Here is a 26506-nt window from a genome sequence, read left to right as displayed (position 1 = left end):
GGTTGCTTCGACTCACACCACCAACATGGTTTCCGAGGAGGCACCGACGACGCTCGACGGGACTGCGTTTCTCTTCCCCGGACAGGGGAGCCAGACCGTCGGCATGGGTCGGGATTTCCACGACGACTGGCCCGAGGTGCGCGAGACGTTCGACAGACTCGACGCCGCGCTGGACCGCGACCTTCGGGGCCTGTGTTTCGACGGGACCGCGGATGCGATACGACGCCCGAGCAACACCCAGCCGTTGCTGTTGGCGACCGGAATCGCGGTATACGAGGGTGTCACGGGCCGGTTCGGCGTCGAACCGGCGCTCGTCGCCGGCCACAGCCTCGGCCACTTCACCGCACTGGCCGCGGCGGGAGCGATGAACCCCGAAGCCGCGGTCGAACTCACCCGCCAGCGTGGGCAGTGCATGGAACGGGCGGCGGCCGCCGACGGCCCGGGGACGATGGTGGCGGTCCTGCTGGCCGACCCGGACGCCGTCGCGGAGGCGTGTTCCGCCCGCGAAGACGTCGGGGTCGCCCTGTACAACGCGCCGAAACAGACCGTCGTTAGCGGCACCGCCGAGGGAGTGGCGGCGGTGCGAGAGACGCTCGACGAGCGGACGCCCGCCCGGTTTCGCGAACTCGACACCGGGGCGGCGTTCCACTCGCCGGTGATGGCGTCGGCGGTCGACTGCGTCGAAACGGCGATGACGGGAGTGACGCTCCGCGAGGCCGGGATACCCGTCGTTTCGGACGTGACAGGCGAGGTTTATACGGATCCGAGCGTCGCACGCCGAGACCTGACGGCGCAGATAACGTCGCCGGTCGACTGGGTGCGCGTCGTCGAGCGACTCCGCACGCGGGGTATCGAGCGGTTCGTCGAGTTCCCGCCGGCCGGTGTGCTGTCGACCCTCGTCGAGCGCGTCGCTCCGGAAGCAGACTGTATTTCGCTCGAAACGCCCGCGGACGCTCGGGAGGCGTTCGCGTGACGGATTTCGACGGCGAGGTGGCGGTCGTCACCGGCGGAACTCGGGGTATCGGCCGTGCGGTTGCGGAGGAACTGGCCGAGGGAGGTGCGACCGTCGTCGCCACGTACCACGAGGACGAGGCGGCCGCCGAGCGGACGGAGACCGCGCTGGCCGACTCCCGCGCCGACACCGCCGTCGAGCGGTTCGACGTCGCCGACTACGACGCGGTGGCGGCGACCTTCGAGACCGTCGCCGAGCGCTTCGGAGCCCCGTCGATCCTCGTCAACAATGCCGGGACGATGGACAACGGCCTATTGCTTCGAATGACGCCCGAGCAGTGGCAACGCATCATCGATGTCAACCTCACGGGGACGTTCAACTGTACGCGGGAAGCGGCCAGATGGATGCTTCGGAGCGACGACCGGGGCGGCCGGATCGTCAACGTCGCCAGCGTCGTGGCCCAGCGCGGCTGGGCCGGGCAGGCCAACTACGCCGCGAGCAAGGCGGGCGTTCTCGGCCTCACCCGGACGGCGGCCCGCGAACTCGGCGGAAAGGGTATCCGCGTTAATGCCGTCGCGCCCGGTTACACCGACACAGAGCTGTTGGAGGGGTCGCAGGGCCACGAGTCGGCCGTCGAGGCGGACACTGCGAGCGGCCGCGTCGCCACGCCTGAAGAAGTCGCCGGCGTGATCTCTTTCCTGGCCAGCGACGCCGCGTCGTACGTCAACGGCGAGGTCGTGCGGGTCGACGACGGGTTAGCGCTGTGAGGGCGGGCTATCGTCGGCCGCGCGTCGCTTCTCATCCCCCGTGTTCTAACTCGTCGAGCGTTGCGAAGACGAATTCGCGCATCCACTCCGCCGACTCGTACCCGCCCCGGAACTGGCGGGTTGTTCGGCGCGCTCGTTCGAGCGTTAGTACCCAAGTCCGAGCGCCCAGTTGACGGCGAGTGCGACGACCACGAGCGCCAGCAGTGCGGTTAGCACGCTGAACGAGACTGCCCATCCGAAGGCGTCGGCGAAAAACCCGGTCGCAACTGATCCGAGCGATCCGACGACGCCGTAGACGGTCCGAACGAGGCCGAACCCGGCACCCTGCTCGCTCTCGGAGAGTTCGTCCATGAACCGCGGGAGGAGTGCGCCGCCCCAGCCGAGTCCGGTCCCGACGAGGATCACCGCCGCCGCCACGGCGACGAACCCGGGGACAGCGATGAGTACCGCGAAGCCGGCCGCGGCGAGCGCCATGCAGCCGGCGGTCGCTATCTCGCGGCCGTAGCGGTCCGACGCGGCCCCGACGCCGACCTGCGTGACCGCCTGTACGACGAAGTACGCCGAGAAGACGGCACCCGCCGTCGTCGTCGACTGCCCGCGGTACTCGACGAGAAACGTCGGCAGGAACGAGGACGTCGCTTGCCAGACGAACGCCCCGGCGATCGCGAGACAGACGGTAAAGGCGATCTTGGGCCGCGAGATCAGTTCGACGACCGGTTCGAGTTCGAACCGGTTTCGCATCGGTTCGTCCGGCCGGCGCGGTTCGGTCGGCCGGACGCGCCAGGCGAACAGCACGAAGATTGGAACGGCGACGACCGCTCCGATCGCTACCGCGGGCCGCCAGCCGTATCGGACGCCAACCCACGCGGCGAGCACCGGTGCCACCAGTCCCGCGGCCGGCCCGCCGGAGTTGTGAAACCCGATCGCGATTCCGATGTCGTCGTACGTCCGAGCCAAAAGCGTCGCCGCGACGCTGTAGTGCAGGCCCGCGACCGCGCCGAGCAGTACCGTCGCGACGACGAACACGGCGAACAGCGGCGCAACCGCGATGAGCAGACTCGTCACCGCTGTCCCGCTCACCGCCACGAGAATAACTGACCGCTCGCCGAACCGGTCGGCGAGCACGCCGCTCGGGAACTGCGACGCGAAGTACGCCATCCAGAGCCCCGTCATCGCGACGCCGACGACGGCGTTCGAGACGCCGAACTCGTCGGTGATCGCAGGGATGACCGGACTGATAACCAGTCGCGCGGCCATCGTCGCGAAAAACGCCAGCGTGCTCAGTACGAGGACCGTTTCCTTGTATCGCCACTCCATCGAGTCACTAACCGGTCGTCATCGGTTACGCGTGGAAATCATATCGGTCGCCCAAAGAGAGCGTCGATTCCGGCAGTCCGGGAACGAGGTTCCGAAGCGCTGGCACGTTACTCACGGCTCCGCTGTTCGTTCAAGACGGCGTCGCCGCTCGCTACTCGTAGGCTGGAATCCCGGTGAGATCCTCGCCGAGGATCAGCGTGTGAATGTCGTGAGTGCCCTCGTAGGTGTACACCGTCTCCATGTTCGCCATGTGGCGCATGGGAGAGTAGTCCGTCGTGATGCCGTTGCCGCCGAGCATCTCGCGGGCTACCTTCGACTGCTCGCGCGCCATGTTGACGTTGTTGCGCTTGGCCATCGAGACGTGTTGCGGGCGGAGGTCACCGCGCTCCTTGAGGTCCGCGAGGCGGTGAGCCAGCAGTTGCGCGGTGGTGATCTGAGTGGCCATCTCCGCGAGTTTCTGCTGTTGGAGCTGGAACCGTCCGATGGGACCGCCGAACTGCTCGCGGTCGGTGGCGTACTGGCGAGCGGTTTCGAAGCAGTCTCGCGCCGCGCCGACGACGCCCCAGGCGATCCCGTATCGGGCCTGGGTGAGACACGACAGCGGCCCCTTCATTCCGGAGACGCCGGGGAGGACGTTCTCCTCCGGAACGACCACGTCGTTCAGACCGATCTCGCCGGTGACGGAGGCTCGCATCGACAGCTTGTCGTCGATCTTGTTCGTCGTGACGCCGTCGCGGTCGGTCTCTACGAGAAACCCGCGGACGGGGTCGTCCTCGGCCGATTTGTCCCGCGCCCAGACGACGGCCACGTCGGCGATGGGAGAGTTGGTGATCCACGTCTTCGAGCCGTTCAGGACGTACTCGCCCGCGGTGCCGCCGCCGGCGCTGTCGTCGACGCGCTCGGCGCGGGTCTCCATCCCGGACGGGTTCGACCCGTGTTCCGGTTCCGTCAGCCCGAAACAGCCGACTGCCTCACCGCGGCCCAGGTCGGGGAGCCAGCGGTCTTTCTGCTCCTCGCTCCCGAAGGCGTGGATGGGGTACATCACGAGCGCGCCCTGAACGCTCGCCATCGAACGGATGCCGGAGTCGCCCGCTTCCAGTTCCTGCATGAGGAGCCCGTACGCCGTCTCGCTGACGTTCGGTGAGCCGTACCCTTCCAGGTTCGGAGCGTAAAAGCCCAGTTCGCCCATCTCCGGGATCAGCTCTTCGGGGAAGGTCCCGTCCTCGAAGTGGTCGCCGATGGTGGGATCGACGCGGTCCTCCACGAACTCCCGGGCCGTGTCCCGGATCATGCGCTCTTCCTCGCCGAGGTCCGCCTCCAGTCCTACGTAGTCAAGCATGCGTTACCCTCTCGGCCGGTTCGTAAAAAGCGCACCGCAAGTCTTGCCACTATCCCTGCCAGCGCTCCTCCAGCAGACGGGCCTCGCAGTCCTCGCACGTGACCGCCACTACCTCGTACGACCGACAGCAGGATTCGACGGTCTCCTCGCCGAGCGACACCTGTCCGTCGCAGACTGGACAGGTCTCTACGAACAGGCGAAGCCCGCTCAGCAGTCGTCCGCGACTCGCGGGAGCGAGACCGGACCACCCCGCATAGCTGTCCGCGAGCGCCCGTGCCCCTGCCGCGTCGGCCATCAGCGCGGCCTTCGACGGCCACTGGGCGAGATGCCGTCCGTCCTGCGTGAGGCGGTAGGCGTCGTCGTGCGATTCGAGCGTGCAGTCCGACCGGTCGAGGCCCAGGGCATCGAGGGCGTCTTCGGCGGTGATATCCTCGGTTCTCGCGTCGCGCCACGCGTCGCGGAACGCGTCGGTCAGACAGAGATCGTCGATGTCCTCGCAGGGTTCGACCGCGTTCGCGTCCAGAAGGGCCCGCTCGGGATTCACGTTCTCCTCCGGCGCGGTCTCCGCGGCGGTCGCCCCGGTCGCCGGTTCCGGCGCTTTGTCGAACCATCCCAACACGCGGTCGGGAAGGTAGCGCTTCGTGAGTCGGGGGGTCCCGGGGACGAGATAGCCGCGAAGGTAGATGGTCACCGTCGCCAGGGCAAACGCCGAGATACCCGCGGCGGTGCCCACGGTCGGCCCCACCGTGGTCGCGGTCAGCCACGCCGCGGCGGCGCTACCAGCGAGCGCGAGCGCGACGTTTACGAGAGTACACGGCGTACAGCGGTTATCGCCGGTGTACTCCGGTTGGCGAAGGGAATCGAGGGCGCACGGGGCACTCATCGGTCCCGGTTTCATTCTCGCGAAGTAAATAAGTTCAGTCGCAACGCGGTCGGTTCGGCGGACTCAGACTGTCGGCTGTACCTTCGTAACGATACTCGGGCCTCCGGGGGGTCCGATATTCTTCAAGGGAGTACAGCCGACAGTATCAGTCTGCGGCCGACGGTTCGCCGGTTCGGAGTTCCCGCACGAACTCGAGATAGTTGTCGAACAGCGTCTTGGCCTCGCAGGCGGCCGCGTAGTTCTCCTCGTTGATGCCGTCAAGCACGGCCTGGATCCGCTGGTCCGGCAGGTCCTTTCCTTTCGTCACCGACTCGGCGGTTTCCATGTCGTACTCGGGGTGGAACTGGACGCCGAAGACGCGGTCCTTTCGGAAGGCGTGGATCGAGTAGTCGTTCTCCGCGAGGCGCTCCGCGCCCGGCGGCAGGTCGACGACGGCGTCGGAGTGGGTGGTAAACGCAGTGAACGCCTCGTCGACGCCAGCGAGCAGCGGCGACTCGCCAGTTCGCTCGACCGTCCGGTAGCCGATCTCGTACTCGCCCATGGGTTCGACGCGCCCGCCGAGCACGTCTGCGAGGAGCTGGTGTCCCCAACAGACGCCGAGGAACGGAAGGCCGCGGTCGATAGCCGTCTCGACCCACTCTTTGGTGGGGTCGATCCACTCCTCGTCCCAGTATACTGACGCCCGAGAGCCCGTGACGAGACAGCCGTCGAAATCGAACGTCTCCGGGAGCTCCTGACTGACGACGTCGAACTCCACGACATCGGCGTCGAGCTCCCGCCGGAAGTTTCGACGGTTGTGCTCGGGATCGTGTGCGGCGTTCAGCACGGCGATACGCGGTCGACTCATCAGTTGCATTCAGTACACCCGGGGAGAAGTGCGTTTCGCCTGTCCGGTACTTCTGCCGAAGTTCGTGACAGGCGGTCGCGCCGCGGCACCGCTCACAGTTCGAGGTCCGCGTGTTCCTCCAGGAAGCCCTGCAGTCGGTCGTTCACCGGCCGCGACCGCTCGACGAAAAAGAGGTGGCGACCCTCGAACGCAGCCAGTTCGCCCTTCGGCAGTTCCGCGGCGAGGCTCTCGGCCGCCGAAACGGACACTACGGGGTCGTCCTCGCCGCACATCACGAACGCGGGGCACGTGATCTCGTACAGCGGTCCGGCGTCGTAGCTCTCCAGCGCCGCGGCCTGCGCCCGCCAGGCGTCCGGTTTTGCGTCGCCGTCGCGTCGCCACTCGACGATACCATCGACCACGTCCGGTTGGCGCTCGCGGAACCCGGGAGAGAACGCCGCGTCGAGCGACCCGCGGAGCGCCGCCTCGTCGCCGGGGTCTGCAAACAGGTTCCGTTCCGGCGCTTCGAACTCGTCGCCGCTCGCGGCGGTGCTCATGAGAGTCAGCGTTTCGGCCCGCGAGTGTCGGTGGGCGTACTCCAGCGCGACCAGCCCGCCCAGTCCAACGCCGACGAGGTGGGCGTTCCGCGCGCCGGCGTCCGACAGCACGGCCTCCAGGTCGTCGGCAAGCGTTGCGACGTCGTACGGCCCCGGCGGCGCGTCCGAGCGACCCGTCCCGCGCAAGTCCCAGACCAGCGCCTCGAACGGCCCCGATACGGCCGGCTGTTGCCACCCCCAGAGCCACGCGCCGTACCCCACGTCCCCGACGAACGCGACGGTTTCGCCGGCGATTCCCTCGCCCGATATGTCGTAGTACAGCGACGTGTCCTCGTTGCTCGCGGTCGGCATCTGTCGTGGCTACGGTCCGCCGGCATCTTAACCGCCTCGCTGTCACGCCGGTTCGACGCCCGCATCAGTCGCGTCGGCCGTACCGGTTCGTCTATCGACCCATTCGGTGCAGCGTCGCTCCGTCCGCCACCAGCGGCGGTCAGGAAGCAGCGAAACCGACCGTGATCACCGTCAGCACTACGCACAGAGCAACGAGGAAGTATATAAACGGGCCGTACTCGGTCGGACCCGCCTCGTCATCCAGACGGGTCCACCGGTAGGCCGCGTACAGACAGAACAGGAAGCCAGTGAACAGTTGCCACGCCGACCCCGGCACTACCTGCACGCCGTGAGCGGTCACGTACTGCGCGACGTTCAGTACGCCCGCGTAGAAAAACAGGATGTCCGCCAGCCGTTTCGGATGCATACGTTCGCCGAACGGCGGGCGTACAATAAACCGTTCGCCATCCCGACCGGTTTTTGCCCCCGCGCTGTCACAGGGTGTGCATGAACGCGATCAAGGACTCCGTCCACGACTACGTCGACGTCGACGGCGTGGCGCGGGACCTGCTGGACGCCGAAGCGGTCCAGCGTCTGCGCTACGTCAAGCAACTCTCGACCGTTCGTCTCGTCTACCCCTCTGCTAACCACACGCGGTTCGAACACAGCCTCGGCGTCTACCACCTCGCCGGACGTGCGCTCGACCAACTCGGCGTCGACGGCTCCCGGGCCGAGGCGGTTCAGGCCGCTGCGCTCCTGCACGACGTCGGTCACGGGCCGTACGGCCACCAGACGGAGGGGATCATCAGGCGGCGACTCGGCCGTCACCACGACGACATCCACGGCCTCCTCGGCGAAGGGGAACTCGCGGCCGTCCTCGAATCGCACGGACTCGACGCCGACGTCGTGGCGGACCTGGTCGCGGGCGAGGGGGAACTCGGCCAACTCGTCTCGGGAGAACTGGACGTCGACCGCATGGACTACCTGGTGCGGGACGCTCACCACACCGGCGTGCCGTACGGCACTATCGACCACGGCCGCCTGCTCCGGTCGCTCACGCTGGTCGACGGCGACCTGGCGCTGGCCGAGGGCAACGTCGCAACCGCGGAGAGCGTACTCGTCGCTCGGGCGCTGATGAACGCGACGGTGTACCGCCACCACGTCTCGCGGATCGCCGGTGCGATGCTCGAACGGGTCTGCGAGCGGTTGCTCGACGCGACGGACCTCGCACCCGAGGAGTTCGCCCGGATGACCGACGACGAACTGATGGCGGCGCTGCGCCGGCACGACGAGACGGCCGAGGGCGCGGCCCGCCTTGCGACGCGCGACCTGTACAAGCGCGCAGTGTGGGCGGAACTCGACGCCGTCCCCGAAACGGTTGTCGGGGCGGACCACGAGCGAGTGCGCGCGCTCGAAACCGAGATAGCCGAGGACGCTGGCGTCCCCGAGCGGGCGGTGATCCTGGACAGTCCGGGTCGCCCCAGTATGCCGGAGTCCTCGACGCGGGTCGTCGTCAACGGCGACGTCCGCCGCCTCCACGAGCAGTCCGCGCTCGTCCAGGGGTTACAGGCCGCCCAGCGGACGCAGTGGCGACTCGGCGTGTACGCGCCCGAGGAACTCGCAGAAACAGTCGGACGGGCCGCCGTTGCGGTACTCGACCTCGACGCGGGGGACGCGACGGTGGAAACGGCGGCCGGCGACCCGGTGCGATAACCCGGAGACGAGACGCTCTACTGGTAGCCGTCCCGCGCCGCGACGCGAGCGTTGACGTCCTGCAGGAGAACGGTGAACGCCTCCGCTCGCAACTGCTCGTTCTCGTCCGACTCCCGCATGGCCGCGACCTCCTCGACGAGGTCGTCGAGGGGCTCTGCGGCGGCGTTGTCGAGCACCGCTTCGCAGACGTCCGCCTCCATCTCGGGGACGAACGCACCAACGGCCGACCAGAGTGCGTCGTCGTCGTCCGCGCCGTCGATCCGGCGTCCGTCCTCGTCGCGGAGCGAACCGATCACCCTGTCGGCGAGGCGGTCGACGAGCGCGTCGTACTCGGACCCGTCCATGTCAGGCGTTCCGTACCTGTCTGAGTACGTCCGGCGCGTCGTCGAGCGCGTCGTCGAGCGCGTCGGTGTCGGGGCCGCCGCCCTGCGCGAAGTCTGGCGGTCCGCCGCCGCCGCCGCCGACCTTTCCGGCGAGTTCGCCGACCACGTCGCCGGCGTTGACGTTCACGCCCTCGGGCACCGCGACGACGAACTGCGCACCGTCGGACTCGCTTCCGAGGACGGCTATCTTCCCCTCCTCGACCAGCGCGTTCGCGGTGGCGCGGAGTTCGTCCATGTCGGCGTCGAGTCGCTGGACGACCGCCGTCGCGTCGCCGACATCGACCTCTTCGCCGCCGCCCGCGCCCCCTGCGCGCGCCGCGGCGAGTTCCTCCTTCAGTTCCTCGATGCGCTTGCCCCGTTCTTTCCACTCGCCGAAGAACCGCTCGGCGGTTTCGGGCACTTGCTCGGGGGTCACGTCGAGTATCTCGGCGGCCTCGTAGAGCGCGTCTTCGGACCGCTGGGTGCCCTCGATCGCGGCCTCGCCCGCGGCGAAGGTGATCCGCTCGACGCCGTCCTGGACGCGTTCGGTCGAGCGCACCTTGATCGCGCCGATGTCGCCCGTCCTGTTGACGTGCGTCCCGCCGCAGGCCTGCACGTCCTCGGCGACGTGGATGAGACGGATGTTCGTTCCCGGCGGGATGCCGCCCTGATAGAGGTCGAAGCCGTGCTCCGCCTCGGCCTCGTTGCGGTGGGGCCACTCCTCGCTGACCGACGTGTTCTCCATCACGATCTCGTTTGCGACCCGCTCTATCTCCTTTATCTCCTCGCGGGAGATGCGGTCGTAGTGGTTGAAGTCGATCCGCGAGGAGTCGACGCCTTTCTGTGCGCCCGCCTGTCGGATGTGGTCGCCGAGCACCTCGCGCGCCGAGTGGATGACGACGTGCGTCGCAGTGTGGTGACGCATCAACTGCCGGCGGCGGCCGGCGTCTATCTTGCCGCGGACGAACTCGCCTTTCCCCGGTTCTCCGTCCGTGCGGTGGAGGATCACGCCGTCGACGCGCTGAACGTCGGTCACCTCGACGGTCGCCTCGTCAGTCGAGAGTGACCCGGTGTCGGCGGGTTGGCCGCCACCCTCCGGGTAGAACATGGTCTGGTCGAGGACGACGTCGTACCCGTCCTCGCGTTCGAACACGTCGAGGACGACGGCCTCGAACTCGGTGCCTTCCTGGTCCTCGTAGTAGAGGCGGTCGGTCTCGGGCAGGTCCTGCAGGCGCTCGTCCCCCTCGGTCTCCGCTTCGAGGGCTCCGCCGGTGTCGTGGCGCTCGGCGACGAGACCGTAGAAGTCGTCGACCGTCTCCACCGACGCGCCCTTCTCGTCGGCTATCTCTTCGACCATGTCCGGCTGGATGCCGTGCGAGTCGTACAGTTCGATGAGTTCCTCGGTCGGGATGGGGTCGTCCGACTGGCTGTACTCCTCGGCGAGCTGTTCGACGCGACGGGAGCCGCGGTCTAGCGTCTCGCGGTACTTCTCGACCTCCGTTCGGACGATGTCGCGGACGGTGTCGCGGTTCTCGTACTCCAGGCGCTCGGCCTGCATGTCGACGAGTTCGTCCAGCGGCGCGTCGACGCCGACGTTGTCACAGAGCCGCTTCGTCCGTCGGAGCACCATCCGGGCGAGATAGCCCGTCCCCACGTTCGAGGGGACTATCTCGTCGCCGAGCATGTACGCGAGCGTCCGGCAGTGGTCGGCGATGGCGTAGATGTCCTCCAGCGGCTCCATCAGTTCCTCTAAGTCCGCCGCGTCGATGCCTATCTCGTCGGCGATGGTGTCGCGGGCGGCCTCCATGTCCTCGGCCTCGTCGATGTCCATGTGGCCGGCGAGTTTCGCGGCGTGGTGGACAACAGCCTCCTCGTGGTCGGTGAGGTCGACCCCGGCGTTGTCCTTGAGGAAGTCGATCATGTCGGGGTAGACCGCCTCGTAGACGGTCGGCGTCCCCTGGCTCACCCACGTCCACCGCTCCAGCCCGTAGCCGGTGTCGACGACGTAGGTGTCCATCTTCGAGTAGCGGTTGCCGTCTTTCATCTCGTACTCGCCGTCGGGGTCTTGCTCCATCGACATGAAGACCAGCGTGGCGAGTTCGGCCCCGCGGTAGATGACCTCGATTGCCGGCCCGGCGTTGCCGCCGCCGACCCACGGGTCTTCGATGTAGGTGATCTCCTCGACGTTCGCGCCCATCGACTCGAAGAACTCGTCGCAGTACTCGACGGTCTGGTCCTTCCAGTACACCTCGCCGTGGTAGGCGTACTTGTCGGGGTCGACGTCCTCTCGCGTGTTGAACGCGTGGTGGGCCATCATCTCGAACGCCATGGTGTGCCGGCCAGTCTTCCCGACGTTGTCGATGTCCTGCATCCGGATGCAGGGCTGGCTGATGGTGAGCGGGTTCGCCGGCGGCGGCGTCTGGCCGCTCGTGACCAGCGGCTGGAAGTCGTAGATAGACGCCTGAGTCAGCAACACGTCGTCGCGCCAGCGGTTCGCCGCGACCGGATAGGGGTCGATGCGCTCGTGGTCGTGTGCCTCGAAAAAGGAGAGAAACTCCTCGCGCATCTCCTCTAAGCTGTGTTCGTCGTCGAAACCGGGATTGTCGATAAACCCGTACTCCTCGCAGGGCGGTTCGCCACAGGTCGTGCGGCTCTCGTCCCGCGTCCAGAAGTGAGCGCCACACTCCGTACACTCCTTTCGGACGAAGTCGTTCGTCTCGAAATATTCGAGACGGTACTCCGCTTCGAGCTCGCTCATGATACAGGAATGTGGCTCCGCAGCCCGTATAACAGTTCCGTAAACGCTGGATCGCCCGCCTGCGGCCCGTCGCGTGCAGCCGTATCGGCGACTGTTCCCGTTCTCGGTTGTATGTGAACGATCAACCACAACCGTTATACTGTCACTAGTTCTAACTAATGTAACCTAACTTGAATGACTGATGCACGATGGTGCGGTCGCTGAGCGTTCTCTTCGTCGTTTCGGACGCGGTGCGTCGAGCCGAAACAGCCGACGCTATCGACGGGCGGCCGGACCTGTCAGCCGACGTGTCGTCGCCCGATGCGGTCTCCTCCTCACCGACTGTCGACTGCCTGGTTGCGGACGCGGCGTTCGTCCGCGACTGTCGCCACGCGGACCTTTCGGTTCCGGTCGTCGTGTGGAGCGCCGACCCACCCTCGGAGATTCCGGTTGACGGGACCGCTGGCTACGTCCGCTACGACCCCGACGACCCGGACATCGACCGAGTAGTCGACCAGGCGACGTGGGCCACCCGGTCCGAGTCGAACATGGAGCGGATCGAGGCCCTCCACGCGAGCGCCGCGGACCTCGTCGCCTGCCGGACGGAACAGGAACTGTTCGACCGGACGATCGAGGCCGCGGAGCGGATCCTCGATTTCGACATCTGCGGCATCGACAAAGTCGAGGACGGATACCTCATCCCGCGGTCCGTTTCAACCGGTATGGCCGACGAGGGGTTCAACCGACTCTCCGTCGAAGAGGGTATCGCTGGCCGGACGCACCGGACGGGGGAATCGGTGCTCGTCGACGACGTTCGAAACGACGACGACGCCGAACTGGCGAGCGACCGATACCGCTCTATCCTCTCGGTCCCCGTCGGTGACGCCGCGCTCTTCCAGGCGGCGGCGACGGAGATCGGTGCGTTCGACGAACGCGACCGCGAACTCGCGGAACTGCTCCTCTCGCACGTCGCGGAGACGCGAAAGCGGATCCTCGCCGAGGAGGCGCTGCTGGGGCGCGAAGCGGAACTCGTCACCGAACGGGACCGGTTCGCCGCCCTGTTCGAGAACGTCCCCGACTCGGTCGTCAGCTACGAGATCGAGGACGGGGCCCCGGTCGTCGCGGATATCAACGGCCAGTTCGAGGAGACGTTCGGCTACGACGCCGCGGAGATAGTCGGCGAGAACCTCGACGACTACGTCGTTCCCGACGGACGGGTCGAGGCGGCGGAGGAGATCAACCAGTCGGTGGTCGCGGGCGAGCGGTTCCAGACCACGGTCCGCCGAAAGACGGCCGACGGCGTCCGCGATTTCCTCCTGCACGTCGCTCCCCTTGAGGTGGGAGAACGGAGCCAACAGGGCTACTCCGTCTACACCGACATCACCGACCAGAAGCGCCGAGAGCGGGAACTCGAACGGCAGAACGAGCGGTTAGACGAGTTCGCGAGCATCGTCAGCCACGACCTGCGCAACCCGCTAAACGTCGCGAGCGGCTTCCTCGACCTGGCGCGAGAGTCCGGCGACGGCGAGCATTTCGACCAGGTGGCGGCCGCTCACGACCGGATGGGACGGATGATAGACGAACTCCTCTCGCTCGCCCGACAGGGCGACATCGTGGGCGAGATGGGCCCGGTCGAACTCCGCGTCGTGGCGACCGAGGCCTGGGCGTCGGTCGACACCGATGAGTGCACGCTACTCGTGGAGACGGAACGAGTCGTCGACGCCGACGAGGACCGCCTCGGCGACCTTCTCCGTAACCTCTTCAGGAACGCCATCGAGCACGGGTCGACGAGCGACCAGTCCGACACCGACGAGACGCGCGACCGCGGGTCCGACACGGCTCGCGTCCGCGTCGGCGACTTCGAGGGCGGCTTTTTCGTCGCTGATAACGGTCCCGGCATCCCCGAAGACGAACGGTCGCTCGTCTTCGAGTCGGGGTACACGACTCACGAGAACGGAACTGGCTACGGCCTCTCCATCGTCGAACAGATATCCGAGGCCCACGGCTGGACGGTCGATGTGGTCGAGAGCGAAAGCGGCGGCGCGCGATTCGAGTTCTCGGTCGGAGAGTGAGACAGTCGGTCGGAGTCAGTCTTCGAGCGCCAGCGACGCCAGCAGCGCCTCCAACTGCACGCGTTCGTTCGCTCCCTCGGTGATGCGGTAGTCGGCCTCGCCGACGCGGTCCATCAGTCGGACGGCCGCCTCGTCGCCGAGGTCGAACTCCCAGACCGAACGATGTAACTGGTCTATCACGTCGCCGCCGGCGATCCCTTTCTCGGTGAGCAGTTCGTCGAGCGTCGACCGCGCGGCGACGAAATCGCCGTTCAGGGCCGTCGTCACCATCTCACGCACCTCCTCGGGGCGGGCGGTGCTGGTGATGGTAAACACTGCGTCCTCGTCGACCGTCTCGCCCATCACGGCGGCGGCCTGGAGGGCGTTTATCGCCTTGCGCATGTCGCCGTCGGCGGCGTAAGCGATGGCGTCGACCCCGTCCTGGGTGAGTTCGATCCCCTCGATGTCGGCGATCTGGCGGATCTGTTCCTCGACGGCCTCGTCCGACAGCGGCGAGAACCGGAAGACCGCACAGCGAGACTGGATCGGGTCGATGATCTGGCTGGAGTAGTTACAGGAGAGGATGAAGCGGGTGTTGCCGGAGAACTGCTCCATCGTCCGGCGCAGCGCGGACTGGGCGTCGCTGGTCAGCGAGTCCGCCTCGTCTAAGAAGATGATGCGGTAATCGTAGTTGCCGAAACTCGCCCGCGCGAAGTCCTTGATGCGACCCCGGACCACGTCGATCCCGCGTTCGTCGGAGGCGTTGAGTTCGAGGAAGTTCTCCTCCCAGTCGTCGCCGTACACCTCGCGGGCGATGTTCGTGGCCGCGGTCGTCTTGCCGATGCCGGCCTCGCCCGAGAACATGAGGTTGGGCAGTTCGTCGCGCTCGATGTAGCTCTTCAGACGGTCCGTGATCTCCTCCTGTCCGAGGATGTCGGAGAGCGACGTCGGGCGGTACTTCTCGATCCAGATCTCGTTCCGACCCGGCGTCGGTTCGTCGTCGGCGTCCGCCGTACTCATATCTCGGTGGTGGGCCCTGACGATGATAAAGCCCCCGAGAGTCGACAGCGTACCGGTCCGGTCGACGGGCGCACACTTTTTGCCGTATCCGTCGTCTACACGCGTATGAACCGCAGTCGAAGCGCGCCCGCCGCCGTTCTCGCCCTGCTCGTCGTCCTGGCGCTCCTGCCCGGCGTCGCGGTAGCACAGGAGACACGCAGCGGCGACACGGTCGTCGTCAGTGCGGACGAAACCGTCGGCGGCGACCTCGCCGCCGCCGGCGGAACGGTGATCGTCAGGGGAACCGTCACCGGCGACCTTACCGTCGCCGGCGGTAACGTGATCATCGAGGGCGAGGTGCAGGGCAACGTCGAGGCGTTCTCCGGCAACGTCCGGATCGCCGGGGACGTCGGCGGCGACGTCACAGCGGCCGGCGGCAACGTCGTGATCGCCGAGAACGGAACCGTCAGCGGGACCCTCGAAGCGGCCGCGGGGTCGGTGACCGTCGACGGCACGGTCGGCGCGGCCGAGATCGCCTCCGGGTCGATAACGCTCGGGTCGACGGCGGTCGTGCAGTCCGACCTGCGGTACGACGGGGAGCTAACCGTCGCCGAGGGTGCGACGATAGGCGGAGAGACGATCCGCGACGCGTCGATAGCACCCGGTCCGCAACCGCCCCGCTTCGCGTGGGCGGGGACAGTCTACGGGTTCCTCACGAACCTGCTACTCGGCGCGCTCCTGTTGGCGCTTCTCCCGTCGTTCTCGGCCCGCGTCGCCGGCTACGGTCTGAACAACCCGTTCCGGGCGGGCGGGTTCGGTCTCGCGACACTGCTGATAGCGCCGGTCCTCTTCGTCTTGCTCCTCGTGACGATCGTCGGCATCCCGCTCGCGTTCGTGTGGCTCTTTCTCTTTCTCTTCCTCGCGTGGGTCGGCAGCGTCTACGGCGCGTACGTCGTCGGCGAGGGACTCCTCTCGCTCACGGAGATCGCCAACCGCTGGCTGGCGCTCGTCGTCGGTCTCGTGGTCGTCGCGCTGGTGACGCAGGTCCCGATCGCCGGCGGCCTGTTCGGACTGCTCGTGTTCCTGGTCGGCCTCGGCGCGTTCGTCGGCGTCCTCGTCGGCGGCTACCGTCGCCGCCGCCGCGGTGGAGCGGCGACCGACGACCCGTCCGTCGACTTCTCCTGAGGCTGTCCGTCTCCTGAGGCTGTCGGAGAGCGGGTCGCAAGAACGGCTCCGCTCCCGTGACGACACGCTTACGACCGACCGTCGGCAAGGCTCGCCTATGGACGTCACCGTCGAGGTCGCTGGCGAGGAGACGCACGAGTTATCCGTGCCGGATCCGACCTACGCCGACCTGCTCGCCGAGATCGACCTCTCGCCGCACGAGGTGTCGGTGATGGTCGAGGGCCGGCCCGTCCCGGAGGACCAGCCGGTCGAGACCGACCGCGTCACCGTCGTTCGGTTGATCAAGGGCGGATGACGGGGTCCGAGTCCGGGCGCTCACGCGCGACCGACGCCGTCGCCGTCCGCGAGGCTCGGCCGGCCGAGCGCGTCGCGGTCCGCCGCGTTCTCGACGCCGCGATGCTCGAACCGGGCGACGTTGCGGGCGCGATCGACCGCGGAGACGCGCTGGTAGCCGTCGCTGACGACACCGTCCTCGGCGCGCTCGTCCTCGACCCGCGGGATAGGGGCGCGCACGTCGAGGCAGTCGCCGTCCGCCGCTCACGGCGCGGACAGGGGATAGGGACCGCGCTCGTCGAGGCCGCGGCCGAACGCGCCGACCGCCTCACCGCCGACTTCGATCCCGGCGTGCGCCCGTTCTACGAGTCGCTGGGATTCGAGATAGAGCCGACCGGCGAGGGCGAGGAGCGCCTTCGCGGGACGATATAGCAGGAATTGAAACTATGTACACATCGACCGGCACTCCGGGTGCTGGTCGAGTGTGTCATTGCGTTTGATTTCTGCTATAGGCTAACCGCGGCGTTCGTTGATGACGGTCGGCGCGAGCACGCCGACCCCGACGAGGACGATCCACGCCCACAGGTCGTTCTCGACGGTGATGGACGTGAGATACCAGAGGACGACGCCGGCGAGGACGAATGCGAGCGATATCTTCGTCTCCTGCGAGACCATACCTCCCCGTCGCGGCCCGGCGAGTTAAATCAGCGGTTTCACAAGTTCACGCCCGTCCGCCAGCAACGCCTCGACCCGTTCCTCGCTGTCGGCCTCGGCGTACACCCGGAGTTTCGGCTCCGTCCCGCTCGGACGGACGAGCGTCCACGACCCGTCGTCGAGAAGCAGTTTGAACCCGTCGACGGTGACGATATCCTCGACGGCGGCACCGGCTACCTCGTCGGGAATCACGCCTTCGAGTTCGTCGATCACGCGGTCTTTCTCGCTGTCGGGGCAGTCCACGGAGATCCTGCCCTGATGGATCTCGCCGTGTTCGTCGAGCAGGCGGGCGACGCGGGCGTCGAGCGACTCTTCGTCCGCCGCGGCGGCGGCGAGCAGCGCCATCAGCACGCCGTCTTTCTCGCGGACGTGACCGCGGACGGTGAATCCGCCGCTCTCCTCGCCGCCGACGAGGGCGTCGTGTTCGGCCATCGCTTGCGCGACCCACTTGAATCCGACCGGCGTCTCGACGACGTCCTCGCCGTGGGCCTCGGCGATCTGGTCTATCAGGAACGTCGTCGAGACGCTCCGGACCGCGGGCCCCAACTCCGACGCGAGCAGGTGGTCGTAGACGGCGGCGAAAAAGAGGTTCTCGTCGAGGAACCCGCGCTCGGGCGTGACGATAGCGATGCGGTCGGCGTCGCCGTCGTTCGCGATCCCGAGGTCGGCGTCGCGTTCGCGGACGGCGTCGACCAGGCCCGTGAGGTTCTCCTCGCTCGGTTCCGGGGCACCGCCGCCGAACTCCGGGTCGCGTTCGCACCGGCGGCGTTCGACGGTCGCGCCCGCCCGTTCGAGGAGAGCGTCCGTCGTGTCGCGGCCGCTTCCGTGCATCGCGTCGTAGACCACGGTGAGATCCGAGAGGTCCGCGTCGACCAGATCCATCGCGTGGTCGAAGTGCGACGCCGTCAGGTCGGTTTCGCGGATGCTCCCGTGCTGTTCGGGCGGGAGCGGGTCCGGGTCGGCGAGGCGCTCCTCGATGGCGTCCGTCACTTCGGGTAGCGCCGGCGCGCCGTCGTCCGGGATGAACTTCACGCCGTTGTACTCCGGGGGGTTGTGCGACGCCGTCACCATGAACGCCCCCGCGAGGTCGCGGTCGACGATGGCCCAGGCGACGAGCGGCGTCGGTCGGTCGCGCTCGGGCATCACAACGTCGTGGCCGTTCGCGGCGAGCACCCGAGCGAGTTCCTCGGCGAACCCGCGGGAACTCTCTCTGGCGTCGTAGCCCACGGCGACGGGGTCGTCGCCGCGGCATTCGTCCGCCAGATACGTCGCGACGGCCTGTCCGACCATCCGCACGCGGGGCGCGGTGAACTCTTCCAGGGTGGTGCGCCACCCGTCAGTTCCGAACGTGATCGGCGTCTCCATACCGCCTCCAACACCGTCGACTGCGAAAAAACCCGCGCCGGACCTCGAACGGTGACCACGGCCTGTAACCGCCCGGCGGTTACGGAGCGACGACCGGACGCCGCTGACCCCGACACGCCGGTTTGGCAGAGCGGCTTTACGCGTTCGTCGACTAGACGAAACAATGACCGACACACCTCGTATCGTCGCCGTTCCCGGGAGCCTCCGCGATGAGAGCTACACGCGGACAGCGCTCGTCTACGCGCTTCGGGCCGCCGAACACGCCGGTGCCGATGCCGAGTTGCTCGATCTTCGCGAGTACGACCTGCCGCTGTACGATCCCGACCTAGACGAGCCCGGCGACAGCGAACTCGTCAAGCGGAAGACCCGCGAAGCGGACGGTCTCATCCTCGGCTCGCCGACGTACCACAACTCCTACTCCGCCGCCTTCCGAAACGTCCACGACTACTGGAGCTACGACGAGTTCGAAGAGACAGTCACCGGCCTGCTCACCGTCGCCGGAGGGAGTTCCTACGGCAGCACGTTAGACCACATGCGGATCACGATCCGCGGCGTCCACGGGTGGGTCCTCCCGCATCAGGTCGGTATCCCGAACGTGTACGACCAGTTCGAGGCGGATGCGGACGCGCCCGACGGCCGCGCGTTCGTCGACGACGACCTACAAGACCGCGTCGAGAAACTGGGCCGACTGGTCACCGAACACGCCGAGTCGGACCCCGTCGTCTCCGGGTCCGAGGCGGCGGCCGACGACTAGGGGACTAACCGCTCCTTCTCCTCCCGAGTGAGCTGTTTGATCTCGTACTCCCGCGACATGGCCGCCGACTGCGAGTCGAACGACTCCGAGTACACCAGTTCCACCGGCGTCCGGCCGCGGGTGTACTTCGCGCCCTCGCCGGCGTCGTGTTCCGCGACGCGTCGGGAAACGTCCGTCGTGTACCCCGTGTAGTACGTCCCGTCTGCGCACTCCAGAACGTACACGTAGTGACTCACTGTCGAGTGGTGTGTCGGGACGGGGCAAAAACAGCGCGGAAGAGGAAGGCTTCGCGTGGTAGTCGTCCGCTATCGGTCTCAGCGGTCGTCACGAACCGCGGGCGCGCTGTCGTGCCGCCTCGGCGATTCCTGCGTTCGCCGAACAGCTCGGACACGCATAGATACGCCCGCGTTCGTCTGCGAAGACGCGCACGAACCGTTCGGACACGTGCGCTTCGCAGTGGTCACAGGTGGGCATTGGTCTCATCCGGCACTTCGGTGCCGGTGGTTTAGGGTTGGATGCGCACCCACATATATTCTTTCCAAATTTGGACCAGATTTGCGGTTCCGAGAATATTTCTTTTCGGTCCATGCACTCGATCGCACGCAGATCAATACAAATATCGGATTACAGCGACCTTACTTTTGTGAACCGCTATCTCCCTCGATCGCTCTGGCGATGAGTCCCGCCTGAGCGCCGGCGACGAACCCGGCGTCGACGTTGACCGTCGAGAGGACGGTACACGACTGGAGCATTCCCGAGAGGGCCGCTTCACCGTCGCTCCCGTGTCCGTACCCGCTCGACACGGGAAGCCCGATCACCGGCGTGTCGACTAATCCCGCGACGACCGTCGGAAGTGCGCCTTCGCGGCCGGCGGCGACGACGAGGACGTCAGCCGCGCGGAGCGTCTCTACCTGGTCGAGAAGTCGGGCGATGCTCGCCACGCCGACGTCCTCGATCCGCTCGACGGTCGCGCCCATTTCCGTCGCGATAGCGACCGCCTCGCCGGCCGGACCGGCGTCGACCGTCCCGCCCGTCACCACGCAGACTGTCGCGTCAACGTCCGGAAAGTCGAACGTCGCGCTGTGGACCGCGAGCACGGCGGAGCGCTCCCGATGTTCCACCTCGGCGTCCGGGAACGCCTCCTCTATCCGCTCCCGGACAGCGGCGACCTGCTCGTCGTCGATGCGAGTCGCGATCCCGCGACCGGTCGTTTCGACGGCCGTGGCGACCAGTTCCGCCACTTCCGCGGCTGTCTTCCCCTCCGCGTACACGGCTTCCGGGACGCCGCGTCGCTGTTCGCGGGCGGCGTCGAACCGCCCGGCATCGCCCGTCGCGTAGCCCCGTAACTGGGCCTCGGCCTGAGCGGGCGACAGGTCGCCCGTCGCGACCGCTTCGAGTATCTCGCGCATACTCCGGGTCCGCGCTGGAACTACTACCGCCTTTTCGTTCCGCGCGTCGGTACTGGCTCGCACCCGATTCGCCTCCCCATATTAAAGTGCTTGGTTTATATTTCCGCACTCTAACAGGAATTCGTCGCTGTACGCCCGACTCAGGGCCGCTCGCCGCGCGATTTGAGAAATCTTATAAAGGGTGCCGGGCAATCCCAGGTCGTATGGCAGACCTCATTGTCAAAGCAGCCGTCAAAGAAGCGCTCGACGACAAGAACGTTGCCTCCGACTTCTACGAGGCGCTCGACGGGGAAGTCGACGAACTCCTCGAGAACGCCGCGGAGCGCGCCGAAGCGAACGACCGGAAGACGGTCCAGCCGCGCGACCTGTAAGTAGGGACCCCGTTAGCTGAACGGCCTCGCGCCGTCTCAGGTTTTTTTCGCGTCGACGCCGTCCTCGTGACCGACGAGTATCTCGTCCGCAACGCCCACGAAGAGGCCGTGTTCGACGACGCCCGGGAGTTCCGACAGCCACGCCGCCAGTTCCGCAGGGTCTTCGATAGCACCGAAATCGCAGTCGAGCACGAGGTTCCCGTTGTCCGTGACGACCGGCCCGTCTTTGCGCTCCGCCGCGCGCAGTTCGGGGTCGCCGCCGCGCGCGCCGACGCGCCGCACGACGAGCGGACGCGCGGCCGGAAGCACCTCAACCGGGACCGGGCGGTCGAGTTGCTCGGCGGCCTTCGACGGGTCCGCGACGACGACCAGACGCTCGGCCGTCACGTCCACGATCTTCTCGCGGGCGTGGGCCGCGCCGCCGCCTTTGATCAGGTCACCACCTGCGAACTGGTCCGCCCCGTCGACCGCCAGGTGGACGGTGTCGACTTCGTCCAGCGAGACCAGCGGTATCCCCGCTTCGATCGCCAGCTGGCGCGACTGGAACGAGGTTGGAACGCCCCGAACGTCGAGACCGGCGTCGACGGCGTCGCCGAGGGCGCGGATGGCGTGAGCCGCGGTGCTTCCGGTGCCGAGCCCCACGACCATCCCGTCCTCGACCGCCTCGGCCGCGCGTTCGCCGGCCCTGCGCTTTGCTTCCGTCGTGCCGCCGCTGGTCTTCATACGCGAGTACGCCGTTCGGGGACGCAAAAAAGCTCGGGAGTGCAACGGAGGACGTTCGGAGACGCAGTCGAACTGCCGCCCGTCGTGCGCCGGGTCACGTTTTTGGATGATCCGACCCTAGAAGGTCGCTATGGGTGATGACCCCGCAGTGACGCTCGGGGACGTTCGCAAGACGTATCGCGTGGGCGAACCCGTCCACGCTCTGGACGGCGTCGACCTCACTCTCGACCGCGGGTCCTACACCGCGGTGATGGGTCCAAGCGGCTCCGGAAAAAGCACACTAATGAACCTCGTCGGCTGTCTCGATACGCCGACCGAGGGGACGGTGACGGTCGACGGGACGGACGTGACGGAACTGAGCGACCGCGACCGAACCTCCCTGCGCGGCGACGAGATCGGGTTCGTCTTCCAGACGTTCAACCTCATGCCGAAGCTCACTGCCCGAGAGAACGTCGCGCTCCCGCTGATATTCCAGGGCGTTCCGGGTTCGCGGCGGACCGAGCGCGCGGACGAGATCCTCGAACGGGTCGGCCTCGGCGACCGCGGCGACCACCGCCCAAACGAACTCTCCGGCGGCCAGCGTCAGCGCGTCGCCATCGCCCGCGCCCTCGTCACGGACCCGACACTCGTCCTTGCGGACGAACCGACCGGCAACCTGGATACGGAAACAGGCGCGATCATCATGGACCTGTTCGACGAGGCCCGCGCGGCGGGTAACACCGTTCTCGTCGTCACGCACGAGCGCCACATCGCCGAGCGGGCCGACCGAATCGTCCACCTGCTAGACGGACGCGTCGAGCGGGTGGAACCACTCCGCGACCCGGGAGCCGCCGGATGAAACTCCGAGAGAGCCTCCGCCTCTCCTGGCGGTCGATCCGCGGCCACACCCTTCGCTCGACGCTCACGACGCTGGGCGTCGTCATCGGTATCGCCGCCGTCATCACCTTCGTCACGCTGGGCGTCAGCCTCGAAGCGGGCATCCTCGGCGACGTCGAAACCGGTGACACGAACCGGATCTACGTCTGGGGCAGTCCACCGGATCAGGGCGGCGGACCCGGGGAGGGCGCGGAACTGGTCTTCACCCAGCGGGACGTCACGGAGCTCAGAGACCTCGAAGACGTCGCGGCGGCCTACCCCTGGACGCCGCTCCCGACGGAGTCGATGGCCCACGGCAACGACACCGTCCCGATACGCCAGGGAGTGATCGCGACCGGTCCCGAGTATCTCGACTCAGAGCAGATAGACGACGGGAGACAGTTCACCGAGGGGGAGCGCGAGGCGGTTCTCAATCCCGCGGCGGCCGCCCAGTTCGAGGGGAACGTCTCCGTCGGTGACCGAATCACCGTCTCCGTCCCGGGTGACAGCGCGGTCAACGTCACCGTCGTCGGCATCCTCGACACGTCCGAGGGACAGGGACCGTTCGAGGGGTTCGGCGAGGACCCGCGGGTGTATCTCCCCGCCGACCCGGTGTATCTCGACCTCGCGGGCGAGGCGACCGACGACCCGCGCTACCTCTCGGTGATCGTCGAAGCCGAGTCGCCTCGGACGGTCGAGACGACCCGCGACAGCGCCCGCGACTACCTGACGAGCAACGCCTCCGACGCCAGCGACTATCTCGGCGACGACCTCGAACTGACGCTCCAGACCGGCGGCGAACTGCTGGACCAGATACGCGACATCCTCGACCGCGTGACGGCGTTCGTCACCGGCATCGCCGTCATCTCGCTGGTCGTCGGCGCTATCGGCATCGCCAACATCATGCTCGTCAGCGTCACCGAGCGGACCCGCGAGATCGGGATCATGAAAGCCGTCGGCGCGCAAAACCGCGACGTGTTGACGCTGTTTCTCACCGAGGCGGCGATCCTCGGCGTCATCGGCGCCGTCGGCGGGACGGTCCTGGGAGCCGTCGCCGGATGGGCCGCTACCGAGTACGCGGATCTACCGCTTTCCTACCCGTTCGAGTGGTTCGCCATCGCCGTCGGCGTGGGCGTGCTGGTCGGCATCGTCTCCGGTCTCTATCCCGCATGGCGTGCCGCGCGGACGGACCCGATCGAGGCGCTACGATACGAATAGACGCGAGTGTCTCTCGACGGAACCGCCGCGGGCCGGCGGCCCGCCGCGCCCCGCTTTTCCTTACTAAACCCTTTCACTTCGAGCACATCCACCTCGACGCTTCCGTACAGTTTCACTTTCACTTCCCTGTTAACCGGGGTTTATGTAGCAGGGGTAGCTTAGGGGAAGGTATGGCAGCAGACGCAGACCTCGAAAGCCTCCCCGGCGTCGGACCGGCAACCGCAGAGAAACTCACAGAAGCGGGCTTCGACTCGTTCCAGGGCCTCGCCGTCGCGAGTCCCAGCGAACTGTCGAACACCGCGGACGTAGGCGAGAGCACCGCCGCCGACATCGTTCAGGCGGCGCGCGAATCCGCCGACATCGGCGGCTTCGAAACCGGCGCGGCCGTACTGGAGCGACGCGAACAGATCGGCAAGTTGACCTGGCATGTCGACGAGGTCGACGACCTCCTCGGCGGCGGCGTCGAAACGCAGTCGATCACCGAGGTGTACGGCGAATTCGGCTCCGGTAAGTCCCAGGTCACGCACCAGCTGGCAGTCAACGTCCAGCTCCCGAAGGAGTACGGCGGCCTCCGCGGCGCTGCGATGTTCATCGACAGCGAGGACACGTTCCGTCCCGAGCGCATCGACGACATGGTCCGCGGCCTGCCGGACGAGACGCTCGAAGCGTTCATGGAAGACCGCGAGATAGAGGGAAGCCCGGACGACGACGAGGCGATGGACGACCTCATCGAGAGCGTCCTCGACAAGATCCACGTCGCCAAGGCGTTCAACTCCAATCACCAGATGCTGCTGGCCGAGAAGGCCCAGGAACTCGCCAACGAGACGCAGGACGACGAGTACCCCATCCGCCTGCTCTGTGTGGACTCACTGACGGCGCACTTCCGCGCCGAATACGTGGGCCGCGGCGAACTCGCCGAGCGCCAGCAGAAACTCAACAAGCACCTCCACGACCTCGACAAAGTCGGTAACCTCCACAACGTCGCCGTCGTCGTGACGAATCAGGTCGCGTCGAACCCCGACTCCTTCTTCGGCGACCCGACCCAGCCCATCGGCGGGAACATCCTCGGCCACAAGTCCACGTTCCGCATCTACCTCCGCAAGTCCAAGGGGACAAAGCGGATCGTCCGCCTCGTGGATGCCCCGAACCTCGCCGACGGCGAGGCCGTCATGCGCGTCGAAGACGGCGGTCTGAAACCCGAATAAGACGACCTTTTTCCCTTCGGGTCGCCTGCGGCGACCTCTCAGCCAAAAAAGCTCGGCCAAAAAACCCGCGGCCTCACTCCGTTCGGCCGCGTGAAACGGCGGCAAAGCCGCCGTATGCTCCCGCGGATTCTTTCTCTTTCAAACTGACCGCCAGCCGACGGCCTGCCCTTCCCCGTCTTGCTCGCTCGCGGCGCGTCCGAGCGCCGCGCGCTCGCACTGGCCGGGAACGGGTCGAGCGTCGCGTTACAGCGCTTCCTTGTACGCTTCGAGCGTCTTCTCCACGTCCTCCTCGGAGTGGGCGTAGCTGATGAACTGCGACTCGAACTGGTTCTGGCTGAGGAACACGCCCTGCTCTTTCATCTTCGGCCAGAACACGCGCCGCCAGCGGTCGGTCTCGCAGTTGCCGACGTCCGCGCCGTTTTTCGGACAGTACTCGTAGCGCGGGCAGTCCGGACGCTGCCGGCAGCCGGCCTCGCACTGCCCGTCCAGGTCGCGCGGGCCGTCGCGGGTGAAAAGCACCTTGAACAGACTGTCCGTACCGGCGACGGTGTACTCGGGGGCCTGGTCGGCGACGACCTCAGTCAGGCCGGAGCGGAGCTGTTCGCCGAGCGAGTTGACGTGGTCGTACACGTCGTTTTCGGCGGCGTAGCGCAGCGTTTCGAGTCCGGCGGCCATCGTCACGGGGTGGCCGGAGAAAGTGCCGGCTTGGAACACGTCGCCCGAAGGCGTGAAGTGCTCGATTATCTCCGATTTCCCGCCGATAGCGCCGACGGGGTAGCCCCCGCCGATGATCTTGCCGAACGTGGTAACGTCGGGCGTAACGCCGAACTTGCCCTGTGCGCACTGGAGGCCGCCGACGCGGAAGCCGGTGATCACCTCGTCGAAGATGAGCAGCGAGTCGTGGTCAGCCGTGAGGTCCCGGAGCGTCTCGTGGTAGCCGTCCTCCGGCATCACGATCCCCTTGTTCGCGAGGAGGGGTTCGACCAGCACCGCGGCGATGTCGTCGCCGTGTTCCTCGAACACCTCGTGGACGGCTTCCTCGTCGTTGAACGGCACGGGGAGCGTATGCTGGGAGAACGACTGCGGGATCCCAGCGGTGGAGGGCCGCGGGTTGTCGGCGTCGCCCTCGACAAGCGTCGACTCCTGGGCACCGTGGTACCCGCCCTGCATGACGACTATCTTGTTGCGGCCCGTGTAGCCGCGAGCGAGGCGGACCGCCGACACCGTCGCCTCGGTGCCGCTGTTGACGAAGCGGATCATCTCGACGCTCGGCACGTGCCGCGCGACGAACTCGGCGTGTTCGACCTCTATCTCGGTCGGCATCCCGTACATCGGGCCCTCGCTGGCGTGGGACTGGACCGCCGCCTGGACGGGTTCGGGCGTGTCGTGGCCGTACAGTAGCGGTCCGAGTCCCAACACCCAGTCGACGTACCGGTTGCCGTCCGCGTCGATGAGGTGGCCGCCGTCGCCGCGCTGTGCGAACGGCGGGTACGGTTCGATGGCGGCGCGAACCGAGGAGTTGACGCCGCCGGGCATGACCGACAGCGCGCGGTCGTAGAGGTCGCGGGATTCGTCGTGATGCATAGGTCCGACTTTGGGCC

General features: G+C 67.1%; 27 protein-coding genes. 12 read left to right on the top strand and 15 right to left on the bottom strand.

All coding sequences use genetic code 11. From position 1 onward, the window contains the following. Positions 1–25: 25 nt before the first annotated feature. Positions 26–973, top strand: a complete 948-nt coding sequence (locus SM753_RS09295; RefSeq protein ID WP_323191381.1) for an ACP S-malonyltransferase — start codon at positions 26–28, stop codon at positions 971–973. Continuing rightward, the gene (locus tag SM753_RS09290; protein ID WP_323191380.1) at positions 970–1719 is read left to right on the top strand and encodes a 3-oxoacyl-ACP reductase FabG; all 750 of its coding nucleotides are present in this window, start codon (positions 970–972) and stop codon (positions 1717–1719) included. Before SM753_RS09295 ends, SM753_RS09290 begins: the two co-directional genes overlap by 4 nt. Positions 1720–1863: 144 nt before the next feature. On the opposite strand, the gene SM753_RS09285 is transcribed toward SM753_RS09290, so the two are convergent. The 6 genes from SM753_RS09285 to SM753_RS09260 form a co-directional block, all read right to left on the bottom strand. Next, positions 1864–3036 (bottom strand): MFS transporter, encoded by a 1173-nt coding sequence (locus SM753_RS09285; protein WP_135536765.1) that lies wholly within the window; start codon positions 3034–3036, stop codon positions 1864–1866. Between the two features lie 151 nt (positions 3037–3187). Then, on the bottom strand, positions 3188–4375 hold the full coding sequence (locus tag SM753_RS09280; protein WP_323191379.1) for an acyl-CoA dehydrogenase family protein: 1188 nt from the start codon (positions 4373–4375) through the stop codon (positions 3188–3190). A 49-nt stretch (positions 4376–4424) separates the two neighbouring features. After that, the gene (locus tag SM753_RS09275) at positions 4425–5258 is read right to left on the bottom strand and encodes a hypothetical protein (RefSeq protein ID WP_323191378.1); all 834 of its coding nucleotides are present in this window, start codon (positions 5256–5258) and stop codon (positions 4425–4427) included. 145 nt (positions 5259–5403) lie between these two features. Then, the gene (locus SM753_RS09270; protein WP_323191377.1) at positions 5404–6105 is read right to left on the bottom strand and encodes a type 1 glutamine amidotransferase; all 702 of its coding nucleotides are present in this window, start codon (positions 6103–6105) and stop codon (positions 5404–5406) included. A 92-nt stretch (positions 6106–6197) separates the two neighbouring features. Continuing rightward, positions 6198–6992: an alpha/beta fold hydrolase gene (locus SM753_RS09265; protein WP_135536769.1), complete on the bottom strand. Its 795-nt coding sequence runs from the start codon at positions 6990–6992 to the stop codon at positions 6198–6200. A gap of 139 nt (positions 6993–7131) precedes the next feature. Then, on the bottom strand, positions 7132–7398 hold the full coding sequence (locus SM753_RS09260; RefSeq protein WP_323191376.1) for a hypothetical protein: 267 nt from the start codon (positions 7396–7398) through the stop codon (positions 7132–7134). Positions 7399–7478: 80 nt separating this feature from the next. Here SM753_RS09260 and SM753_RS09255 point away from each other — a divergent pair, with 80 nt between their 5' ends. Next, the gene (locus tag SM753_RS09255; RefSeq protein ID WP_138796447.1) at positions 7479–8684 is read left to right on the top strand and encodes an HD domain-containing protein; all 1206 of its coding nucleotides are present in this window, start codon (positions 7479–7481) and stop codon (positions 8682–8684) included. A gap of 17 nt (positions 8685–8701) precedes the next feature. Here the strand turns inward: SM753_RS09255 and SM753_RS09250 are convergent, their stop codons facing one another. Next, on the bottom strand, positions 8702–9028 hold the full coding sequence (locus SM753_RS09250) for a hypothetical protein (RefSeq protein WP_323191375.1): 327 nt from the start codon (positions 9026–9028) through the stop codon (positions 8702–8704). 1 nt (position 9029) lies between these two features. Beyond that, positions 9030–11804 (bottom strand): alanine--tRNA ligase, encoded by a 2775-nt coding sequence (alaS, locus tag SM753_RS09245; protein ID WP_323191374.1) that lies wholly within the window; start codon positions 11802–11804, stop codon positions 9030–9032. Positions 11805–11992: 188 nt separating this feature from the next. On the opposite strand from alaS, the gene SM753_RS09240 reads away from it, so the two are divergent. After that, positions 11993–13855: an ATP-binding protein gene (locus SM753_RS09240; RefSeq protein WP_323191373.1), complete on the top strand. Its 1863-nt coding sequence runs from the start codon at positions 11993–11995 to the stop codon at positions 13853–13855. Positions 13856–13870: 15 nt separating this feature from the next. Here SM753_RS09240 and SM753_RS09235 read toward each other — a convergent pair whose 3' ends face one another. Next, the gene (locus SM753_RS09235; RefSeq protein ID WP_323191372.1) at positions 13871–14854 is read right to left on the bottom strand and encodes a replication factor C small subunit; all 984 of its coding nucleotides are present in this window, start codon (positions 14852–14854) and stop codon (positions 13871–13873) included. Between the two features lie 105 nt (positions 14855–14959). Here SM753_RS09235 and SM753_RS09230 point away from each other — a divergent pair, with 105 nt between their 5' ends. The 3 genes from SM753_RS09230 to SM753_RS09220 all read left to right on the top strand — a co-directional run bounded on the left by SM753_RS09230 (position 14960) and on the right by SM753_RS09220 (position 16723). Beyond that, positions 14960–16018 carry a polymer-forming cytoskeletal protein gene (locus SM753_RS09230; RefSeq protein ID WP_323191371.1) on the top strand — a complete coding sequence of 353 codons (1059 nt, stop codon included), beginning with the start codon at positions 14960–14962 and terminating at the stop codon, positions 16016–16018. 97 nt (positions 16019–16115) lie between these two features. Beyond that, complete coding sequence (locus SM753_RS09225) at positions 16116–16313, top strand: ubiquitin-like small modifier protein 2 (RefSeq protein WP_135536777.1); 198 nt, start codon at positions 16116–16118, stop codon at positions 16311–16313. Continuing rightward, positions 16310–16723, top strand: coding sequence for a GNAT family N-acetyltransferase (locus SM753_RS09220; RefSeq protein WP_323191370.1), 414 nt, complete (start codon positions 16310–16312; stop codon positions 16721–16723). Before SM753_RS09225 ends, SM753_RS09220 begins: the two co-directional genes overlap by 4 nt. Positions 16724–16804: 81 nt before the next feature. On the opposite strand, the gene SM753_RS09215 is transcribed toward SM753_RS09220, so the two are convergent. Further along, a complete protein-coding gene (locus SM753_RS09215) occupies positions 16805–16966 on the bottom strand; it encodes a hypothetical protein (protein WP_168192905.1) in 162 nt (53 codons plus the stop codon). Positions 16967–16990: 24 nt separating this feature from the next. Continuing rightward, positions 16991–18370: a phosphoglucomutase/phosphomannomutase family protein gene (locus SM753_RS09210; RefSeq protein ID WP_323191369.1), complete on the bottom strand. Its 1380-nt coding sequence runs from the start codon at positions 18368–18370 to the stop codon at positions 16991–16993. Between the two features lie 163 nt (positions 18371–18533). Between SM753_RS09210 and SM753_RS09205 the strand changes: the two genes are divergently transcribed. After that, positions 18534–19124 (top strand): NAD(P)H-dependent oxidoreductase, encoded by a 591-nt coding sequence (locus SM753_RS09205; RefSeq protein ID WP_323191368.1) that lies wholly within the window; start codon positions 18534–18536, stop codon positions 19122–19124. Here the strand turns inward: SM753_RS09205 and SM753_RS09200 are convergent. Further along, positions 19121–19360 carry a GIY-YIG nuclease family protein gene (locus tag SM753_RS09200; protein ID WP_135536781.1) on the bottom strand — a complete coding sequence of 80 codons (240 nt, stop codon included), beginning with the start codon at positions 19358–19360 and terminating at the stop codon, positions 19121–19123. The two genes, SM753_RS09205 and SM753_RS09200, sit on opposite strands and share 4 nt — an antisense overlap. Positions 19361–19759: 399 nt before the next feature. Beyond that, positions 19760–20533 (bottom strand): nickel pincer cofactor biosynthesis protein LarB, encoded by a 774-nt coding sequence (larB, locus tag SM753_RS09195; protein ID WP_323191367.1) that lies wholly within the window; start codon positions 20531–20533, stop codon positions 19760–19762. 203 nt (positions 20534–20736) lie between these two features. Between larB and SM753_RS09190 the strand changes: the two genes are divergently transcribed. Continuing rightward, a complete protein-coding gene (locus SM753_RS09190; RefSeq protein ID WP_135536783.1) occupies positions 20737–20904 on the top strand; it encodes a DUF1931 family protein in 168 nt (55 codons plus the stop codon). Between the two features lie 36 nt (positions 20905–20940). On the opposite strand, the gene rpiA is transcribed toward SM753_RS09190, so the two are convergent. Then, positions 20941–21627, bottom strand: a complete 687-nt coding sequence (gene rpiA / locus SM753_RS09185) for a ribose-5-phosphate isomerase RpiA (RefSeq protein ID WP_135536784.1) — start codon at positions 21625–21627, stop codon at positions 20941–20943. 130 nt (positions 21628–21757) lie between these two features. Between rpiA and SM753_RS09180 the strand changes: the two genes are divergently transcribed. The 3 genes from SM753_RS09180 to radA all read left to right on the top strand — a co-directional run bounded on the left by SM753_RS09180 (position 21758) and on the right by radA (position 24905). Then, on the top strand, positions 21758–22465 hold the full coding sequence (locus SM753_RS09180) for an ABC transporter ATP-binding protein (protein WP_323191366.1): 708 nt from the start codon (positions 21758–21760) through the stop codon (positions 22463–22465). Beyond that, positions 22462–23700 carry an ABC transporter permease gene (locus SM753_RS09175; RefSeq protein WP_323191365.1) on the top strand — a complete coding sequence of 413 codons (1239 nt, stop codon included), beginning with the start codon at positions 22462–22464 and terminating at the stop codon, positions 23698–23700. Before SM753_RS09180 ends, SM753_RS09175 begins: the two co-directional genes overlap by 4 nt. 170 nt (positions 23701–23870) lie before the next feature. Then, the gene (gene radA / locus SM753_RS09170) at positions 23871–24905 is read left to right on the top strand and encodes a DNA repair and recombination protein RadA (protein ID WP_135536787.1); all 1035 of its coding nucleotides are present in this window, start codon (positions 23871–23873) and stop codon (positions 24903–24905) included. Positions 24906–25148: 243 nt separating this feature from the next. On the opposite strand, the gene SM753_RS09165 is transcribed toward radA, so the two are convergent. Then, entirely contained in the window at positions 25149–26489 is a 1341-nt protein-coding gene (locus SM753_RS09165) for a glutamate-1-semialdehyde 2,1-aminomutase (RefSeq protein WP_323191364.1), read from the bottom strand. Positions 26490–26506 lie beyond the last annotated feature (17 nt).

The organism is Halostella sp. PRR32, from assembly GCF_034808085.1.
Classification (GTDB): Archaea; Halobacteriota; Halobacteria; order Halobacteriales; family Natronoarchaeaceae; genus Halostella; species Halostella pelagica.
This window is presented reverse-complemented; position numbering and strand designations above follow the sequence as displayed.